17 protein-coding genes are annotated in these 17536 nt (G+C 72.9%); 11 read left to right on the top strand and 6 right to left on the bottom strand.

Translation table 11 applies throughout. The features are described from left to right. Positions 1–3: 3 nt before the first annotated feature. The 4 genes from msrB to ACVHNB_RS10620 all read right to left on the bottom strand — a co-directional run bounded on the left by msrB (position 4) and on the right by ACVHNB_RS10620 (position 3370). Entirely contained in the window at positions 4–411 is a 408-nt protein-coding gene (msrB, locus tag ACVHNB_RS10635; RefSeq protein WP_428951631.1) for a peptide-methionine (R)-S-oxide reductase MsrB, read from the bottom strand. 12 nt (positions 412–423) lie between these two features. After that, on the bottom strand, positions 424–1821 hold the full coding sequence (gene murC, locus ACVHNB_RS10630) for a UDP-N-acetylmuramate--L-alanine ligase (protein WP_428951632.1): 1398 nt from the start codon (positions 1819–1821) through the stop codon (positions 424–426). A gap of 117 nt (positions 1822–1938) precedes the next feature. After that, entirely contained in the window at positions 1939–2412 is a 474-nt protein-coding gene (locus tag ACVHNB_RS10625) for an indole-3-glycerol phosphate synthase (RefSeq protein ID WP_428951633.1), read from the bottom strand. A 136-nt stretch (positions 2413–2548) separates the two neighbouring features. Continuing rightward, positions 2549–3370 (bottom strand): pyrimidine reductase family protein, encoded by an 822-nt coding sequence (locus tag ACVHNB_RS10620; RefSeq protein ID WP_456227898.1) that lies wholly within the window; start codon positions 3368–3370, stop codon positions 2549–2551. A 37-nt stretch (positions 3371–3407) separates the two neighbouring features. On the opposite strand from ACVHNB_RS10620, the gene zapE reads away from it, so the two are divergent. The 4 genes from zapE to ACVHNB_RS10600 all read left to right on the top strand — a co-directional run bounded on the left by zapE (position 3408) and on the right by ACVHNB_RS10600 (position 8005). Next, positions 3408–4523 (top strand): cell division protein ZapE, encoded by a 1116-nt coding sequence (zapE, locus tag ACVHNB_RS10615; RefSeq protein WP_428951635.1) that lies wholly within the window; start codon positions 3408–3410, stop codon positions 4521–4523. Positions 4524–4658: 135 nt separating this feature from the next. Continuing rightward, positions 4659–6035 carry an alkaline phosphatase PhoX gene (locus tag ACVHNB_RS10610; RefSeq protein WP_428951636.1) on the top strand — a complete coding sequence of 459 codons (1377 nt, stop codon included), beginning with the start codon at positions 4659–4661 and terminating at the stop codon, positions 6033–6035. A 63-nt stretch (positions 6036–6098) separates the two neighbouring features. Continuing rightward, positions 6099–7025: a polyphosphate kinase 2 family protein gene (locus ACVHNB_RS10605; RefSeq protein ID WP_428951637.1), complete on the top strand. Its 927-nt coding sequence runs from the start codon at positions 6099–6101 to the stop codon at positions 7023–7025. A gap of 89 nt (positions 7026–7114) precedes the next feature. Then, positions 7115–8005, top strand: a complete 891-nt coding sequence (locus ACVHNB_RS10600; RefSeq protein ID WP_456227897.1) for an ABC transporter substrate-binding protein — start codon at positions 7115–7117, stop codon at positions 8003–8005. 220 nt (positions 8006–8225) lie between these two features. Here ACVHNB_RS10600 and ACVHNB_RS10595 read toward each other — a convergent pair whose 3' ends face one another. Both ACVHNB_RS10595 and ACVHNB_RS10590 read right to left on the bottom strand, forming a co-directional pair. After that, entirely contained in the window at positions 8226–8915 is a 690-nt protein-coding gene (locus ACVHNB_RS10595) for a phosphatase PAP2 family protein (protein ID WP_456227896.1), read from the bottom strand. A gap of 90 nt (positions 8916–9005) precedes the next feature. Continuing rightward, a complete protein-coding gene (locus ACVHNB_RS10590; protein ID WP_456227895.1) occupies positions 9006–10031 on the bottom strand; it encodes a LacI family DNA-binding transcriptional regulator in 1026 nt (341 codons plus the stop codon). Between the two features lie 160 nt (positions 10032–10191). On the opposite strand from ACVHNB_RS10590, the gene ACVHNB_RS10585 reads away from it, so the two are divergent. From ACVHNB_RS10585 to ACVHNB_RS10555, 7 genes are all read left to right on the top strand, one after another. Next, positions 10192–11421: an MFS transporter gene (locus ACVHNB_RS10585; protein WP_428951641.1), complete on the top strand. Its 1230-nt coding sequence runs from the start codon at positions 10192–10194 to the stop codon at positions 11419–11421. A gap of 29 nt (positions 11422–11450) precedes the next feature. Then, on the top strand, positions 11451–12137 hold the full coding sequence (locus tag ACVHNB_RS10580) for an alpha/beta fold hydrolase (RefSeq protein WP_428951642.1): 687 nt from the start codon (positions 11451–11453) through the stop codon (positions 12135–12137). Next, entirely contained in the window at positions 12134–13666 is a 1533-nt protein-coding gene (locus ACVHNB_RS10575; RefSeq protein ID WP_456227894.1) for a carboxylesterase/lipase family protein, read from the top strand. Before ACVHNB_RS10580 ends, ACVHNB_RS10575 begins: the two co-directional genes overlap by 4 nt. Before the next feature lie 27 nt (positions 13667–13693). Continuing rightward, a complete protein-coding gene (locus ACVHNB_RS10570) occupies positions 13694–14554 on the top strand; it encodes a polysaccharide deacetylase family protein (RefSeq protein ID WP_428951644.1) in 861 nt (286 codons plus the stop codon). 16 nt (positions 14555–14570) lie between these two features. After that, complete coding sequence (locus ACVHNB_RS10565) at positions 14571–14789, top strand: hypothetical protein (RefSeq protein WP_428951645.1); 219 nt, start codon at positions 14571–14573, stop codon at positions 14787–14789. Positions 14790–14849: 60 nt separating this feature from the next. Beyond that, the gene (locus tag ACVHNB_RS10560) at positions 14850–15602 is read left to right on the top strand and encodes a peptidyl-tRNA hydrolase (RefSeq protein ID WP_456227893.1); all 753 of its coding nucleotides are present in this window, start codon (positions 14850–14852) and stop codon (positions 15600–15602) included. 606 nt (positions 15603–16208) lie between these two features. Then, entirely contained in the window at positions 16209–17522 is a 1314-nt protein-coding gene (locus ACVHNB_RS10555) for a DUF692 domain-containing protein (protein ID WP_428951647.1), read from the top strand. Positions 17523–17536: the final 14 nt, after the last annotated feature.

The raw sequence follows: 17536 nt of genomic DNA, 5'->3' as shown, positions 1-17536 counted from the left end.
AGCTCAGCTCTCGTCGGGCTCCAGGGTCAGCGAGATCGAGTTGATGCAGTACCGCTGGTCCGTCGGGGTCGGATACCCCTCACCCTCGAACACGTGCCCGAGGTGCGAACCGCATCGGGCACACCGCACCTCGGTGCGGACCATGCCGTGCGAGCGGTCCTCGATCAGTTCGACGGCGTCCGACTGCTTCGGGTCGTAGAAGGACGGCCAGCCGCAGTGCGACTCGAACTTCTCGGTCGAGGTGAAGAGCTCGGCGCCGCACGCCCGGCAGGCGTAGACGCCCTTGGTCCTGGTGTCCGTGTACTCACCGGTGAAGGCGGGCTCGGTGCCGGCCTGGCGCAGTACCGCGTACTCCGCCGGGTTCAGCTCCGCGCGCCACTGCTCGTCCGGCTTCTCGACGTCGTACGACATGGAGGCACTCCCTTAACGCTGTGCGAGGTGGTCCAGAATGCGCGGGCCGAGGTCCGTGACGTCGCCCGCGCCCATGGTGAGAACGAGATCACCGGGCTTGGCCATTCCCGCGACCGCCTCGACGGCCGCCGCCTTGTCGTGGGCCGCCTGCACGTCGGCACCGGCCGCACGGGCCGCGTCGACGATCAGGGCGCTGGTGATGCCGGGGATCGGGTCCTCGCGGGCCGGGTAGATGTCGAGGACGACCGAGCCGTCCGCGAGGGCCAGCGCCTCGCCCATCTCCTTGCCCAGTTCCTGGGTGCGGGAGAACAGGTGCGGCTGGAAGAGGACCAGCAGGCGGGAGTCGTCCGCCGCGGCGCGCATCGCCTCCAGGTCGGCCGTCATCTCGGTCGGGTGGTGCGCGTACGAGTCGATGACCTGCACGCCGTTCTCCTCGCCCTTGAGCTGGAGGCGGCGCTTGACGCCGGTGTAGGACTTGAGGGCCGCGGCCAGGTTCCGGGACGGGATGCCGAGCGCCACGCCCGCCGCGAGCGCGGCGACCGCGTTGTGCGCGTAGTGGCGGCCGGGCACCGAGACGGTGAAGGTGAGCAGCTTGCCGTCCAGCAGGACCGTTACCTCGCTGGTCAGGCCGCGCGGGGTCACCTTGTGGATGCGGATGTCCGCGGACGGCGACTCGCCGTACGTGACGACCTTGAGGGACGTCGTGTCGCGGATGCGGCGGGTCAGCTCGACCGCGCCGGGGTGGTCGGCGGCGATGACGAGCGTGCCGCCGGGGACGATCTTCGAGGTGAAGATCTCGAAGGAGTCGTAGATCTCGTCCATCGACGCGTAGTTCGCGTGGTGGTCGAGCTCGACGTTCAGGATGATCGCGACTTCGGGCCGGTACTTGTGGAAGCTGCGGTCCGACTCGTCGGCCTCGGCGACGAAGATGTCGCCCTCGCCGTGCAGCGCGTTCGAGCCGGGGGCGTCGAGGTCGCCGCCGATCGCGTACGACGGGTTCAGGCCGAGGGAGCTCAGGGACACCGCGAGCATCGACGTGGTGGTCGTCTTGCCGTGCGTGCCCGCCACCGCGATCGGGCGCAGGCCGTCCATGAGCGAGGCGAGCGCGTCGGAGCGGTGCACCACCGGGACGTCCAGCTCGGCGGCGCGCAGCAGCTCCGGGTTGTCCTCGCGGATGGCCGAGGAGACGACCACGCAGGTGGCGTCGGGGGCGAGGTGGGCGGCGTCGTGGCCGATGTGGACCGTGACGCCGAGCGCGCGCAGGGCCTCGGCCGTGGCGGACTCCCGCGCGTCGCTGCCCGCGACCCGCGCGCCGCGCTGGGCGAGGATCTTGGCGATGCCCGACATTCCGGCGCCGCCGATGCCGATGAAGTGCGGTCGGTCCATGGCGGTGGGCAGGCCGGGTGCCATACGTGTTTCTCCCCTGCGGTCCTTGGGTGGCGGTGACGCGGTCCGTAGCCACCACGGCTACGGACCGGGCCCAGCCTATTGCCTCGGCCGGCCCGCCCGTGCCGTGCGCCCCGCGGCCTACGCCTTGCTGTACGAGAACAGCTTCAGTACCGGCACGCCCACCTTGTGCCGGGCCCGCGAGGCCCAGTCCCGGTGGAAGAACTCCTCGACGTAGTGCGGGTCGGTCAGCACGATCACCTCGTCCGCCTTCACCTCGTCGACCAGTCCCTTGAGCGCGTCGAGCGGATGGTCCTCGACGATCCTGCCCTCGGCCGCGCACCCGGCCTGGTGCAGCGCGGTGAGGGAGACCTGGAGGGCCCGCTGCGCGGGCTCCGTGGCGTCCTGGCCCTCGGGGACCTCGCCCTCGCGGGCCGCCTCGTCCAGCTCCCCCATCGCGACGTCGTCGATGGCCCGCAGCAGGCGGTCCGCCTGGTCACCGCGGGGCTGGAGCAGCACGTGGAAAGAGACTTCCTCGTCGCCGTGCAAAGTGGTGACGAACTCCACGTCGGCCGACGTCAGGGCCTTCTCGATCATCAATACGCTCGTGAACACGACGGGCGCCCTTCTTCTCCTACCGTGGGCCGCCGCGGGGCGGCGGCCCCTGGGGGACCTGCGGAAACCATCCTGCCCCGTGGCCGCACGGGGTCTGCGAGTTTTAGTGTGCCCAGCGGAAGCCAAACGGAACGGATCATTCCGCCGAGTCTCGGATCCGACGGTATCGGGTGAAGAGGAAACCGTCCTCTTCCAGGAGAGATGCCAGCTCGAAACGTTCCGGCAGGGCCAGCTCAGGGCCTCCGGCGATCCGCTGGGCGGCGCCCGCGGTGAGCAGCGGCGCCACCGTCAGGCACAGCTCGTCGAGCACCTGTGCGGCCACGAACTGGCCCAGCAGCCGCGGCCCGCCCTCCGTGAGCAGCCGGGTCAGCCCCCGCTCGGCCAGCGCCCGCACCGCGCGCCGCGGATCGACGCCCGCGTCGTCCCCCGCGACCAGCACCTCGACACCGGCCTCGCGCGCCGCCGCCGTCCGGTCCGCCGGCGCGCCCGCGCCGGTGATCACGTACGTGGGCACCAGCGGCTCGGTGAAGAGCGGCAGGCCGAAATCGAGGTCGAGGCTCGCGCTGATCACCGCGATGGACGGCGCGGGGCCCTGCCCGGCCGCCTTCCGGCGCGCGGCGAACGCCTCCCGGGCCCGGGCCGGCCGGTACCCCTCCTGGCGGACCGTCTGGGCGCCGACGACCACGGCGTCCGCGAGCCCGCGCAGGGTGCCGAAGATCCGCATGTCGGCGGGGCAGGAGAGGGGCTGGGAGCGGCCGTCGTGCTGGGCGGCACCGTCGAGGGTGGAGACCATGTTGGCGCGCAGCCGGACCTCCCCCGCCGCGTCGGCCGGGTAGGCATAGGCGTCGGCGAGCTCGTCGAGGCTCCATTCACGCCCCGCGGACCCCACCGGCCCGTCGCGCCCCTCCCGACCCTCGTGATCTGCTGTTTCGTACGTCACAGGGAACAGGCGTCGCATGACGTGCAGTGTGGCACGGCCACTAAGCTGGGGAGCTGTGTCGTCCTCCACCGAAGCCGCCGGCTCCCGCCAGCCGGGCATCAGCCCCATAGCCGACGCGGCGCCCCAGTCCCTGTGCGCCCGTGAGCCGCACGTCCCCGCGGAGCGCCTGGTCGCCGAGATGGTGCCGCCGCCCCGTTTCGACGCCGTCCGCTTCGACACGTACATCCCCGATCCGAACCAGCCGAGCCAGACGCAGGCCGTGCAGGTGCTGAGCTCGTTCGCCGCCGGGCTCGGCGGGGCGCACGCCTCCGGTTCCGGCCGGAAGCGGGGTCTCTTCGGCCTCGGCAAGAAGGCCGCCGCCCCGGCCGGGCCCCGCGGCGTCTATCTCGACGGCGGGTACGGCGTCGGCAAGACCCACCTCCTCGCCTCCCTGTGGCACGCCACCCCGGCGGCGCCCGAGCACAAGGCGTTCGGCACGTTCGTGGAGCTCACCAATCTGGTGGGCGCCCTCGGCTTCCAGCAGACGGTGCGGACCCTGAGCGGGCACCGGCTGCTGTGCATCGACGAGTTCGAGCTCGACGATCCCGGCGACACCGTCCTCGTCTCCTCGCTGCTCGGCAAGCTGGTCGACGCGGGCGTCGCGCTCGCCGCCACCTCGAACACGCTGCCCGGCAAGCTCGGCGAGGGCCGGTTCGCCGCCGTCGACTTCCTGCGCGAGATCCAGGGCCTGTCGGCGCACTTCCGGCCGCTGCGCATCGACGGCGAGGACTACCGGCACCGCGGCCTGCCCGAGGCGCCCGCGCCGTTCTCCGACGAGCAGGTCACCCAGGCCGCGTACGCCACCGAGGGCGCCTCGCTCGACGGCTTCCCTCAGCTGCTGGAGCATCTGGCGCGGGTGCATCCCAGCCGGTACGGCGCGCTGACGGACGATCTCACGGCCGTGTGCCTCACCGATGTCTCCGCCGTGCCCGACCAGTCCACCGCGCTGCGGCTCGTGGTGCTCGCCGACCGGCTCTACGACCGGGAGATCCCGGTGCTCGCCTCGGGGCTGCCGTTCGACCGGCTGTTCAGCGAGGAGATGCTGAACGGGGGCTACCGGAAGAAGTATTTCCGGGCGATCTCGCGGCTCACCGCGCTGGCTCGTGACGCCAAGGGGCTCGTCCCCGCCTAGGCATGTGCCATAGAGGGATGCGACACGAGTAACCGTCCCTCAACTGCAGTTGCTACGCGCGTGGTTCACGCGGGGAAAGGCACGTGATAGACACAGCCGGGTCACAGTTCCTGTCCGCCAGCAGGAGGTTGCCCCATGTCTGAAACACGGCTGTCCGCAACACGACGTCACGTACTCGCCCGTACCGGTGCGTTGGGGGTGGGCATCGCCTTCGCCGGGACCCTGTCCGAGCTGTTCGCCGGCTCCGCCGCCGCTCAGGGACGGACCGGCTACGGCCCCTTGGTGCCCGACCCGGCCGGTCTCCTCGACCTCCCGAAGGGCTTCCGCTACAAGGTCCTCTCCCGGGAGGGCGACCGACTCCGGTCCGGAGAAGGCCCGGTGCCCAGCAATCACGACGGCATGGCCGCCTTCGCCGGCAGACAGGGCCGCGTGCATCTCGTGCGCAACCACGAGAACCGGGTCACCGGCAAGGTCCCCGTGCCGACCGTCGACGGGATCACGTACGACCCGATGGGCAAGGGCGGCTGTACGGCGCTCGCCCTCGACCGGCACAACAACGTGCTGTCCGAACGGGTCGCCATCGCCGGTACGGCCGTCAACTGCGCCGGTGGGCACACCCCTTGGGGCACCTGGCTCACCTGCGAGGAGACCGAGGACAAGGCCGGCACGAACGGCTACACCAAGGACCACGGCTTCATCTTCGAGGTCGACCCCGTCGACCCGCGCCGCTCCGGCGCCGTGCCGCTCACCGCCATGGGCCGCTTCCAGCACGAGGCCATCGCCGTCGATCCGCGGCGCGGCGTCGTGTACGAGACCGAGGACGCGTTCGACAAGCCCTTCGGCCTCTTCTACCGCTTCCTGCCCGAGAAGCCGCGCGGCGGCCTCGGCTCGCTGCGCGCGGGCGGCACGCTCCAGGCGATGCGCGTGCCCGGCGTGCCCGACCTGTCGGCGGTGCAGGAGACCGGGGCGACGTTCGGGGGCGTGGAATGGGTCGACGTGCCGGATCCGCTGGCCGCTCACACCCCCATCCGCAACCAGGACTTCGGCCCCAAGGGCATCACCCACGCGCAGAAGCTGGAGGGCTGCTACTGGGGCGGGTCGTGCGTCTACTTCGTGTCCTCGTACGCGCGCAGCCGGGAAGGATCCGCCGCCGACCACTTCGGGCAGATCTGGCGCTACGACCCCGCCGCGCGCCGTCTCACCCTGGTGATCGTCTTCGGGCCCGACACGGATGTGCAGCTGCCCGGCGAGGAACCCGACAACATCTGCCTCGCGCCCAGCGGCGGCCTCATGGTCTGCGAGGACGGCGAGGGAGCGCAGCACGTCTTCGGCGTGACACGGAAGGGCGAGGTGTACGCGATGGCGCGGGGCCGGCAGAACATCGGGACGCCCGAGGACCCCTCGTGGGGCGAGTTCGCCGGGGTCACGTTCGCGCCGGACGGCGACACCATGTACGTGAACTGCTACACCCCCGGTACGACGTTCGCCGTCACGGGCCCCTGGCACCGGTAGCGCGAGTAGCGGTGCCGCCCGTGCCGACGCAGGATCGAAGGACCTGACCGGAAGGGGTGCGCAGTGGCCAAGTCCACATCCCGGGACAAGAGCGAGAAGAAGGCCCGGAAGAAGGGCGGCAAGAGCGCCAAGGGCTCCGGCGGCAAGGCCGCGGCCCCGCTGCGCGAGCTGCTGCGCATCCCCGAGGGCGAGCGGGTGGACCTCACGTCGTACGACCCCGCCGGCACGCCCGGCGGGCCGCGCAGCAAGGAGGAAGGAGTCGCGGCCACCGCCCGAATGGGCGAACGCCTCGCCGGCCTCCAGGAGCGGCTGTGGGCGGCGGGCACGGCCGGTGACCGGCGCCGTGTGCTGCTGATCCTGCAGGGCATGGACACCAGCGGCAAGGGCGGCACCGTCAAGCACGTCATCGGGCTGTTCAATCCGTCCGGCTGCCGCATCAAGGCGTTCAAGGCGCCCACCCGCGAAGAGCTCAACCATCCGTTCCTGTGGCGGATCATGAAGGCCCTGCCGCAGGCCGGCGAGATCGGCATCTTCGACCGGTCCCAGTACGAGGACGTACTCATCGCGCGCGTACGGGAGTTGGTGCCGCGCAGTCAGCTCGGACGGCGCTACGGGCAGATCAACCGGTTCGAGAAGTCGCTGGCGGACGACGGCGTGACCGTCGTGAAGTGCTTTCTGCACATCTCCTACGAGCAGCAGAAGCGCCGGCTGCTGGAGCGGCTCGACAACCCGGAGAAGTACTGGAAGTTCAACCCGGGCGACATCGAGGAGCGGGCGCTGTGGCCCGCCTATCAGGACGCCTACGAGATCGCGCTCGAGCGGTGCTCCACGGACGACGCGCCCTGGTACGTGGTGCCCGCCGATCGCAAGTGGTACCGGAACTGGGCCATCAGCACCCTGCTCGCGGAGCATCTCGAGGCCCTCGATCCGCAGTACCCGAAGGCCGACTTCGATGTGGACGAGTGCCGGAAGCGGCTGCTCGCCACCTGATCGTTGTTTTTGTCAACTGGCTTGTTGGTGGCCGAGTTTGGCGGGTTTCGAGCGGCGTGGTGCGTACGTGACCTGGGCAAGGTCCCAGCATGGAAGAACGGTCAACCACAGCGTGGGAGTTCACCGACGACCGCGGGCATGTCGCCGCCGCGCCAGAGGCGCCGACGCGGATCGTCGCCTACATACAGGCCGGGGCGAGCCTCTGGGACCTCGGGATACGCCCCGTGGGCATCTTCGGTTCGTACCACGACGGGGAGAGAGCCGACCGCGCCAAGTCCGGGGCACTGCCGCTCGACGACATCTCGTATCTGGGGGCCGGGGCGGGGCTCGGCCTCGACGACGTGCTCGGTGTGCGGCCCGATCTCGTCGTGGCGCTGACGTACGGCGGCGGGCAGGTGTACGGGGTCGAGCCGGATGTGGCGAAGCATCTGGAGGAGCATGTCCCGGTCGCCGTGATCGATGTGGGGCAGGGGCGGGGGCTTGCCGCCGTGCGGGAGCGGGTCGCGGAGCTCGGGCGGTCGCTCGGGGTGGCGGAGGAGGCCGGAGCGCTTGCCGAACTCACGCGTGCGGAGCGGGAGTTGAGGGGTGTCGCCGAGGGGGCCGGGGCTGTTCGGGTGTTGGCCCTGTCGCCCGGCGGGGCGGACAGTGTGCACCTCGCCCGGCCCGGGAAGTGGCCCGATCTGAGCGCGCTCACGGGGCTGGGGGTGCGGACGGTCGAGCCGCCCGAGGGGCCGGGGGCGAACTGGCACACCGGGTCGTGGGCCGACGCGGCCGAACTGGCGCCGGATGTGGTGCTGGTGGATGCCCGGGCCAATGCGGCGCCGCGGTCGCAGTATGCGGGGGACGCGCAGTGGGCCGCCGTTGCCGAGCGGGCTGTGGTGCTGCCGTGGAATCCGGAGATTCCGGCCAGCGCGGCGGCGCATGCGGCGTTCTTCGACGGGGTCGCGGGGGCGTTGCGTCTGCGCGGGGCCTCGCGATGAAGGGAGGGTGGCCGTCCGGGCTGTGGAGGGCGGCTTTCCGTCGCCTCCGATAGGTGTGTGGGTGGGTACGGGGCCGCCCTGGGCATCTCCGTGCTCGCCATCTTGATGGCCTCGCCGGTTGCTTCGGGCTTCGTCACCGCGTGGTCTGTGCTGCGCGCGCACATACCCAGACCGGCCCCTCCCGTCTCGTACGCGAGTGATCGCCGGTGGGGCCTGGAGATCAAGCCCCTCCGGCGATCGAGGCGCGTCGCCCCGGAGCCTGTGCGGCAGTCCCGGGCAACGGATCGGCCGGCTTCCGGAGCGGGCCGAACGCCCACCACACCAGCAACGTCACCCCCGTTCCCGCCACCGCCCCGGCGACCGTGTCGGAGAGCCAGTGCGCGTGGAGCCACGTACGGCTCCACATCATGGCCAGAGTCAGCAGCGTGGCCGCCGGGTACCAGAGACGCCGGGCCGCCGCAGGCAGCAGCGCGGTGATCGCCACGACCGTCATCGCCATCGTCGCCGCGTGGCCCGAGGGGAACGAGCCGTGGTCGACCGTCACCAAGGGATGAGCCGGGCGCGGGCGGTCGACGACGTGCTTGAGGGCCTGGACCGCGAGGTGGGTGAGCAGTGTCGCCGTGAAGACGAAGAGCGCCTGGCGGGGGCGGCGGAGAGCGAGGAGGAGCGCCGTCGCCGCCAAGGGGACCAGCGCTCCGTACGGGCCGCCGAACCAGTTGAGCGCCGACGCCAGGGTTGCGGCAACTCCCTTGTGCGGGCCGCCCATCCAGCGCAGCCAGGTGTCGTCCAGGACCTGGAGAGGGTGGGGGGCGCCGGCTCTGAGTGATACCCCTGTCGCGAGCGGGACGAGGAGGAGCGTCAGGGAGGCGAGGAGCTGCGCGCGAGCGCGGGCAGGCGGGGGCTTGGCCATCGGGCACCTTTCGGAGTGCGGGTGGGCTGCGCGATGGTTACACGTGTCACCACGGGGGTGCCAGAGGCCGGCGCGGGATTTCTTCGCGGGTCAGGCGGAGGATTCTCGCGGCTCGATGTGCGCCGTCGAGCGGTAGTGCACCCCCGGCCGGACCGAGGGGTCCGTGATCAGTCGGTCGATCAGGCCCGCCACCTCGTGCGGCTCGGGGAGTTCGCTGCGCACGCTGGTGAGGCGGGGGCGCAGCAGGCGGGCGATGAGGAGGTCGTCGGCGCCGACCAGGGCCGTGTCGCCCGGGACGTCGACACCGGCGTCCTGCAGGGCGCGCATCAGAAGCATCGCGTACTCGTCGTTGTACGCGAAGATACCGTCCAAGTGCCGTGCCTTCGCGACCGCTTCGGCCGCCGACTGCTCGGTGTGGGCCAGTGGGAGCGGGGTCAGGTTCGCGCCGCGAAAAGCCGTCGTCGCGGCTTTCGCTCCCGCGAGGCGTGGGGCGCTGAAGGGTTCCAGGCCGTGCTCCTGGGGAACCACCACGCCCAGTTCGCGGCGGCCGGACGACAGGAGATGGGCCGCGGCCACCGCGCCGATCTCCTCCTGGTCCAGGGTGATGCCGTGGGCGCCGGGGACGGGGGGCGGGCCGAAGGAGAGGACCGCCCGGGTGCCCGAGCGGTGGAGTATGGCGACCGATTCCTCGGTGAGGGGGGCGCCGAAGGTGGTGAGGACCGCCGCGGGGCGCAGTTCCGCCCAGGCGCGGGCGGTGTCCTGCGGTGAGCGGTCCGCCCGGGCCCCGTGCAGGACTCCGGTGTAGCCGTGCTTCTCCAGCGCGGTCTGGAACCGCGCGACGAACGTGGCGAAGAGCGGGCCGAAGGCGGGGACCCGGTCCGCCGGGACCGCGATCAGGACCAGGGCGCTGCTGCCCGAGCGCAGCGAGCGCGCGGCGGCGTGGGGGACGTAGCCGAGTTCCTGCGCGGCCTGCTCGACCTTGGCCCGGGTGGCGGCGCTGACCCTGCCCGCCGCCTGGCCGTTGAGGACGTAGCTGACCGTCGCACGGGAGACCCCGGCGTGGCGGGCGACCGAGGCACTGGTGGGCGCGGGCTCGCGCTCTGCGCTGTCGTTCATGGCTGGTGCGCATCCTTTCACAGCGGCCTGGTGCGGGCTTTTTCGGCCGCGGGTCTGGTGCGGGGACCTGCCGGGTGCTAAAAACTCCGTTACACGTGTCAGGTTACACGTGTCACCCACGCCGCCGTCAGGGTCGGCCCGTCATGAGGAGGAGGGCAACGTGGCCCTTTCCGCCCAGCGAGATCCCGCGGCCGCCGTCCGCACCCCGCGCGGCCTGCTGCCGCTGCTCACCCTCGGCAACACCGCCATGTACACCCTCTACATCGGGGTGGGCGGCGTGCTGCTGCCCCTGCAGATCGAGCAGATCGACCGCGCCGGCAAGGTCGCCGCGCTGGGGCTGGTGAGCGGTGTGAGTGCCGTGTTCGCCACCCTCTTCAATCCGGTGGCCGGCGCGCTGTCCGACCGGTCCGGGCGGCGCAATCCCTGGATTCTCGGCGGCGGGCTCGCCGCCGTGGGCGCCATGGCGCTGCTCGGCGGTGCGGACACCGTGCTGCTCGTCGCCCTCGCCTGGTGCGTGGGGCAGGCGGTCATGAACGTCCTTCAGGCCGCCCTCACCTCCGTCGTCCCCGACCGGGTGCCGCTGTCCGCCCGGGGCCGGGCCTCCGCCGCCGTCGGGCTCGGGATGCCCGTCGGCTCGACGCTGGGCGCCCTGCTCGGAGCCGCGTTCAGCGATCACCTGCGGACCGGCTATCTGGTGCTCGGGCTCCTGGTCGCGGTCGCCGCCGTGGTCTTCACGGCCGGAACGCGCGAGGAGCGGCGGCCGGCGGCCGAAGTGGTGCCGTTGAAGCGGCAGTTCGGTGCGTTCATGAGCGCACTGCGCCATCGTGACTTCATGTGGGCCTTCGTCGGGCGGGCGTTGCTCGTCCTCGGCTACTTCTGCGTCTTCGGCTACCAGCTCTACATCCTGGATGATCACATCGAGCTGCCGAAGGGGATGGAACCCGCCGATGCCGTCGCGATCCTCGCCCCGCTGTCGTCCGTGGCGATGGCCGTCGCGACGGTGGCGGGCGGCGTCCTCTCCGACCGGCTGGACCGGCGCAAGCTCTTCGTCGGGGTCTCCGCGCTGGTGTCCGCGGTGTCGCTGCTGATACCCGGGGTGTCCCCCACCTGGCCCGCGATGCTCGTCTTCGCCGTGCTCAACGGCCTGGGCTTCGGGTGTTTCATGGCCGTCGACAACGCCCTCGTGACCATGATCCTGCCGAGCGAGGGCGATGCGGCGCGCGATCTCGGCGTGCTCAACATGGCCAGCGCCGGGCCGCAGATCCTGGCCCCCTTCGTCGCCTCCGTCATCGTCTCGGCCTGCGGTGGCTACACGTCCCTGTTCGTCGTCGGCGCGGTGCTCTCCGTGCTGGGCGCGCTCGCCGTACGTCCCATTCGCGGCGTGCGCTGAGCACCGTACGAAAGAGAAAGGCATCCCTGATGAAGCTGCACACCCGGGAATGGGGCAGCGGTGACCGCGTCGCCCTGCTGGTCCACGGGATCATGTCGGACCACCGCACCTGGCGGCGGGTGGGGCCCGCGCTCGCGGAGCGGGGCTACCGGGCGATCGGCGTCGACCTGCGCGGGCACGGGGCGAGCGGGCGCGGCACGTACAGCGTCGACGCGTTCGCCGACGACCTGGTGGAGACGCTGCCCGCCGGGGCGGAGCTGGCCCTCGGGCACTCGCTCGGCGGGCTGGCGCTCGCGCTCGCCGTGGAACGGCTGGCCCCGCGGCGTGCCGTGTACTGCGATCCGGCGTGGGCGCTCACGCAGTCCGTCGACCCGGCGCTGTTCATGGAGTTCCGCCATGCGCCGCGCGAGCTCATCGCGCAGTTCAATCCGCGGTGGGAGGACGCCGACATCGACGTCGAGCTGGCCACGCTGGCCGACTGGGATCCGCGCTCCGCACTGGCCGTCGCCGGGGAGCACGCCGTCGACCGTACGCCCGCGCGGGCCGTGGTGCCGTCGCTGGTGCAGGCGGCCGGGCCGAGTCTGCTGGTGCCGCAGGAGCTGAAGGAGGAGCTGGTGCGGCGGGGGTTCGAGGTGCGGACCGTCGAGGGCGCCGGGCACACCATCCACCGCGACGACTTCGAGGGCTTCATGAAGTCGCTGGAGGGCTGGCTGTGACCGTGGACGAGGTCACCGCGCTCACCACGGGTGGCGAGGTGCGGGGCACCCGGCTGCGCGGCGGTGTGCGGCGGTTCCTGGGGATTCCCTACGCGGCCGATCCGGTGGGCGCGGCGAGGTTCCGGCCGCCGGGGAAGCCTGCGGCATGGAGCGGGGTGCGGGACTGCCGGGTCGCGTCGCCCGCTCCGCCGCAGGGCCCCGATCCGCTGCTGGAGGACGTGGTCGGGGCGGGCCGGGTGGCGACGGACGAGGCCGGGTCTCTGACCGTCAACGTGTGGAGCCGTGAGGGGAGTTCGGACCGTCCCGTGCTGGTGTGGGTGCACGGCGGCGGTTACGTCCAGGGGTACGGGCATCAGGTGTGGACCGACGGCGAGCGGCTCGCCCAGCGGTACGGCGTCGTGGTCGTCTCCCTCAACTACCGCCTGGGCGCTCTCGGTTGGCTGTACGTGCCCGAGCTGCTCGGCGAGGAGTACGCCGGGTCCGGCAACCTCGGGCTGCAGGACCAGATCGCCGCCCTGGCCTGGGTGCGGGACAACATCGCGCGCTTCGGGGGTGATCCGCGCCGGGTGACCGTGTTCGGGGAGTCGGCGGGCGGCGGCAGTGTCGCCGCGCTGCTGGGGGCGCCCGCGGCCCGCCCGCTGATCCACCGGGCGATCCTGCAGAGCCCGCCGGTGCGCGCGGTGCGCTCGGCGGCCGGGGCGGGCGAGGTGGCGCGGGCGTACGCCGCCGTACTGGAGGAGCGGACGGGCGTCACGGACGTACGGGAGGCGAGTTCCGGGCAACTGCTGTCCGCGCAGGACGAGTTGGTGCGGCGGTACCCCGTGCGGGACATTCCCTTCACGCCCGTCGTGGACGGGGCGGTGCTGCCGCTGCATCCGCTGCGGGCGCTGCGCAACGGGTCCTGCGCCCACATCCCCGTCATCGCGGGGACGACCGAGCACGAGGGGCGGCTGTTCGTCGGGCTCGGGCCCGGCGCGACGGAGGACGACGTCGAGGCGGCGCTCGCCGGGGCCTTCCCGGACGCGGAACGGCGGGCGCGGGCGCGCTCCGTCTACCGTGCGCACGAGGAGAGTTCGGGCGGGACGCTCGCGGCGCTGCTCACCGACGGGCTGTTCCGTGAGCCGACCGACGCGCTGCTGGACGCGGCGGCCGAGGGCGGCGGGCGCGTGTGGTCGTATCTGTTCCGGGAGCCGACGCCGGCGCTCGGCGGGCTGCTCGGCGCCGCGCACACGCTCGACATCCCGTACGTGTTCGACGTGCTGGACGGCCCGGGCCTGCGTGCCTGGCTGGGCGACGAGCCCGCGCAGCCGCTCGCCGACGCGATGAGCGGGGCCTGGGTGCACTTCGCGCGGGAAGGCGCACCGGCCCATCATCTGCTGCCGTCGTGGCCGCGGTTCGAGCCGGGCGGACGGGCGACGATGCTGCTCGGCGGGGAGCCCGGGGGCGATCGCGTGGGCGAGGTGGCCTTTGACCCGTTCGGGGACCGGAGGGAGCTGTGGCGCGAGACCGCCCCCGAATTGCCCGATTAATACCATTTTCAGAGTTATCGTCGCCGGGTGATCAGCTCCCTCCGTCGCACCGTACTGACCTGCGCCCTCGGCGCCCTCGCGCTCGGCGCCGCCGCCTGTTCCGGCGGCGCCGAGCCCTCGCACCCGGGGCGGGCCGGCCGGCCCGCCGTGAGCCCCTCGGCCACGGCGCCGACCGGGCCGTCGACACTCGCCCCGGGACCGGCGGGGCTCACCCCCGTCTTCAAGAGCGTCCCGAAGGCGAAGGAGCGGACGGTCGCGCTCACCTTCGACGCCGACATGACCGCCGACCAGGGCGCCCGCGCCGCCTCCGGCGAGCACTTCGACAATCCCCGGCTCATCGCCGCGCTGCGGGCGCTGAAGGTTCCGGCGACCGTCTTCATGACCGGCCGCTGGGCCGATCAGTACCCGGCCCAGGCCAAGGACATCGGGGGCGACCCGCTCTTCGAGGTGGCCAACCACTCGTACAGCCACTACGCCTTCACCGGCGACTGCTACGGCCTGCCCACCGTGCCGGCCGGGCGGATGCGCGCGGACGTCGAGCGGGCGTTCACCGCGTTCCGCAAGGCGGGGGTCGCGCACATGGTGCCGTACTTCCGCTTCCCCGGCGGCTGTTACGACAAGCAGGCGCTGAAGGCGCTGATCCCCGCCGGGGTCACCGCCGTGCAGTGGGACGTGGTCAGCGGCGACGCGTTCGCCACGGACGCGGACGCGGTGACGCGGCAGGTGCTCGACGGGGTGCGGCCCGGCTCGGTCGTCGTCATGCACTGCACGCGCAGCGCGGCGCCGACGACGGAGCGGGTGGTGCGGTCCGTCGTACCGGCACTGCGCGCCAAGGGCTACCGGTTCGTGAAGGTCTCCGAGCTGATCGGGGCGGCCCGGAAGGCGTGACCGTACGCTGAGAGGCATGGAGAACACGGAGGACGTCGAGGCCGCCGGGTCCGACGAGGACGCGGCCGGCTCCTGCGCCCGGCCCGCGGACCGCCCCGCGGCCGCCGCCGAAGGCCCGTTCGCCGAGTGCGTGCTGTGCCGGGAACCCACCGAGTACCCGGAGTCCGCCAAGGGCGCGACGCTGTGCCCGGTGTGCGAGTGGCAGGAGGCGCAGCGCACGGCCTGCTCCGGATAGCGAGCAGGGCCTGGGCGACGGCGGCCTTCTGTGCGCGGGGCTGCTGGCAGACTGGAGGGCGTGACCAGCGACGACACCGCAACGCCCCAGAACTCCGACAGCCCGTTCCGCGACGGGCGCACCGCGCGCGACGAGGCACCGCAGTTCGTGCTGCCGCTCGTGGTGCGCATCGAGCGCGCCGCGCCGCCGGCCCGCACGGACGCGCTGGAGACGGCGGCGCGCGCGGTGCTGGTGATCCTCGCCGACGAGCGGTCCCTCGGCGACGGGGAGTGGGCGGCGGCGATGCGGGACTGGCAGGACGCCCGGATCCGCAAGGTGGTGCGGCGGGCGCGGGGCGCCGAGTGGCGTCGGGCGGAGGCGCTCGACGGCATCACGGTCACGGGCGGGTCGGCCGAGGTGCGGGTCTTCCCGCCGGTCCCGCTCGACGGCTGGCCCAAGGATCTGGCCCGGCTCCAGGTGTCCGGCACGGACCTCGACGACCCCGAGCCGCCGTCCGCCCCGGATCCCGCGGCGCCGGTGCTGTGGCTCAACCCCGATCTCGACATGACCGCGGGCAAGGCGATGGCCCAGGCCGGGCACGGGGCTCAACTGGCCTGGTGGGAGCTGTCCGACGCGCAGCGCAAGGAGTGGCGCGAGGCGGGCTTCCCGCTGTCGGTCCGGGTCGCGGACCGGTCCCGCTGGGAGCCGTTGACCACGGCCGGGCTGCCGGTGGTGCGGGACGCGGGGTTCACGGAGATCGCGCCGGGTTCGTGCACGGTGGTGGCGGAGGGGGCCCGGGAGGGCGGGCTGCTGTCGGATCTCGGCCGACGGTGACGGGCCGGCGGGCGCGCTGAGGTACGCGGGCCGGGCCGGGCCGGGGCGTGTGCGGGGCCCGGGAAGGGCCTCGTCCGCCCCGGCAGGAACTCGGTCATCTGACGTCGGCCTGGGCGGTGAGCGGGTCCGAAAGTTGCGGGTTCACACCCTGGCGAGCGGGCGCACGGCGGCCTAGCATCGACTTGTCCGACGACTTTCACACTCGGACGAGCCGGCTCCGGCACATCGGCGGCCGGCCTGTTCCGCCCCGAGACCCCGGGATCGCACCGCGCATGGCGCGCCGAAGGCGGCCGGGTCGTTTTCGCCGACACTCACCCGGCCCCCCGTCCTCCCGACTCCTGCGGGGCGAACTCCCGCACGCCTCCGGGCCGGTGGGGACGGTGAGCACGGGAACCGCGCAGGGGGAGACGCGCCCTCCCGTGCTCACGGGCCGCCGCCGATGCCGGCTCAGCCGCCGGCGGCGGCCGCTCCCTCGCGTGCCCGGGAGCCCGCGCGAAACCTCAAATGTTGCTCTGAACGTCCTTCCTCCTGGGTTCGGCCGGGCCCGCCGGGGTGATGAGAACAGCACGCCGCAGCGGACTGTCACGGCGGAGGAGGGGGACGACCATGCAGCAACTGGCACGCCTGGGCACCGGGATCGGCTGGCGACCCGAGATCGCCGACGTCGTCGAGGCCATGCCCGGTATCGACTGGGTCGAGGCCGTCGCCGAGAACCTCTGCCCCGGGCATCTGCCGGACTCCCTGCTGCGGCTCGCCGAGCGCGGCGTGACCGTCGTGCCGCACGGGGTGTCGCTCGGCCTCGGCGGGGCGGAGCGTCCGGACGGGCAGCGACTCGCGGACCTCGCGGCGCGCGCCGAGGCGCTGGGTTCGCCGCTGGTCACCGAGCACATCGCGTTCGTCAGGGCGGGCGGCGAGCGCACCGCGTCGCCGCTCCTGGAGGCCGGGCACCTGCTGCCGGTGCCCCGCACCCGTGACGCGCTCGACGTGCTGTGCGAGAACATCCGGATCGCGCAGGACGCGCTGCCCGTGCCGCTGGCCGTGGAGAACATCGCGGCCCTGTTCGGCTGGCCCGGCGAGCAGCTGTCCGAGGGGCAGTTCCTGTACGAGCTGGTGGAGCGCACCGGGGTGCGGCTGCTGATCGACGTGGCGAATCTGCACACCAATCACGTGAACCGCGGCGAGGACCCGGCGAAGGCCCTGGACGAGCTGCCCGTCGAGGCCATCGCGTACGTCCATGTCGCGGGCGGCTTCGAGCGGGACGGTGTCTGGCACGACAGCCACGCCCACCCGGTACCGCGGCCCGTCCTCGACGTCCTCGCCGACCTGGCGTCGCGGGTGACGCCGCCGGGCGTGCTGCTGGAGCGGGACGAGAACTTCCCCGCCGAAGGGGAGCTGGAGCGGGAGGTGGCGACGATCCGGGAGACGGTGGCCGCTGCCGTGCCGAGGGCGCCTGTCGCCGCTCCGGTGCGGCCTGCTCCCGGCGCGGACCGTCCTGTCGAGGACGCGGTGCGCGGTCGGGTCGCGCTCGCCCAGGCCGCCCTGCTCTCCTCGCTCGTCGCGGGCACGCCCGCTCCGGAGGGCTTCGACCGGACGCGGCTCGCCGTGCAGAGCCGGGCCCTGGCGGGCAAGCGGGCCGACGTCGTCGCCAAGGTGGCACCCGAACTGCCGTCCATCCTGGGCCGCGACGCGTACCGCACGGCGTTCCTGGCGTACGCGCAGGAGCGGCCCATGACGGGCGGCTACCGGCGCGACGCGCTCGACTTCGCCGAGGACCTGCTGATCGAGCAGCGCGTCGGCGAGCCGTTCACCCGCAAGCAGCTGACCGACTGGTGGCTGGAGCGGTCGGGCCCGGCGTCGCTGGCGGGGCGCCCGGTGGCGCGGGCCCTGCGGGCCGCGCGGTTCGCGCTGCGCCGGGGCTGACCGGCCGTCGGGGC

It is taken from the genome of Streptomyces sp. YJ-C3 (assembly GCF_053891275.1).
The sequence above is the reverse complement of the archived record's forward strand: the minus strand, read 5'-3'. Positions and strand labels throughout refer to the sequence as shown.

What these genes read in the sequence shown, in the direction of transcription:
- msrB (WP_428951631.1), bottom strand. Translation starts at nt 411, where the DNA reads ATGTCGTACGACGTCGAGAAGCCGGACGAGCAGTGGCGCGCGGAGCTG.
- murC (WP_428951632.1), bottom strand. Translation starts at nt 1,821, where the DNA reads ATGGCACCCGGCCTGCCCACCGCCATGGACCGACCGCACTTCATCGGC.
- ACVHNB_RS10620 (WP_456227898.1), bottom strand. Translation starts at nt 3,370, where the DNA reads ATGCGACGCCTGTTCCCTGTGACGTACGAAACAGCAGATCACGAGGGT.
- ACVHNB_RS10610 (WP_428951636.1), top strand. Translation starts at nt 4,659, where the DNA reads ATGTCTGAAACACGGCTGTCCGCAACACGACGTCACGTACTCGCCCGT.
- ACVHNB_RS10600 (WP_456227897.1), top strand. Translation starts at nt 7,115, where the DNA reads ATGGAAGAACGGTCAACCACAGCGTGGGAGTTCACCGACGACCGCGGG.
- ACVHNB_RS10595 (WP_456227896.1), bottom strand. Translation starts at nt 8,915, where the DNA reads ATGGCCAAGCCCCCGCCTGCCCGCGCTCGCGCGCAGCTCCTCGCCTCC.
- ACVHNB_RS10590 (WP_456227895.1), bottom strand. Translation starts at nt 10,031, where the DNA reads ATGAACGACAGCGCAGAGCGCGAGCCCGCGCCCACCAGTGCCTCGGTC.
- ACVHNB_RS10580 (WP_428951642.1), top strand. Translation starts at nt 11,451, where the DNA reads ATGAAGCTGCACACCCGGGAATGGGGCAGCGGTGACCGCGTCGCCCTG.
- ACVHNB_RS10565 (WP_428951645.1), top strand. Translation starts at nt 14,571, where the DNA reads ATGGAGAACACGGAGGACGTCGAGGCCGCCGGGTCCGACGAGGACGCG.
- ACVHNB_RS10555 (WP_428951647.1), top strand. Translation starts at nt 16,209, where the DNA reads ATGCAGCAACTGGCACGCCTGGGCACCGGGATCGGCTGGCGACCCGAG.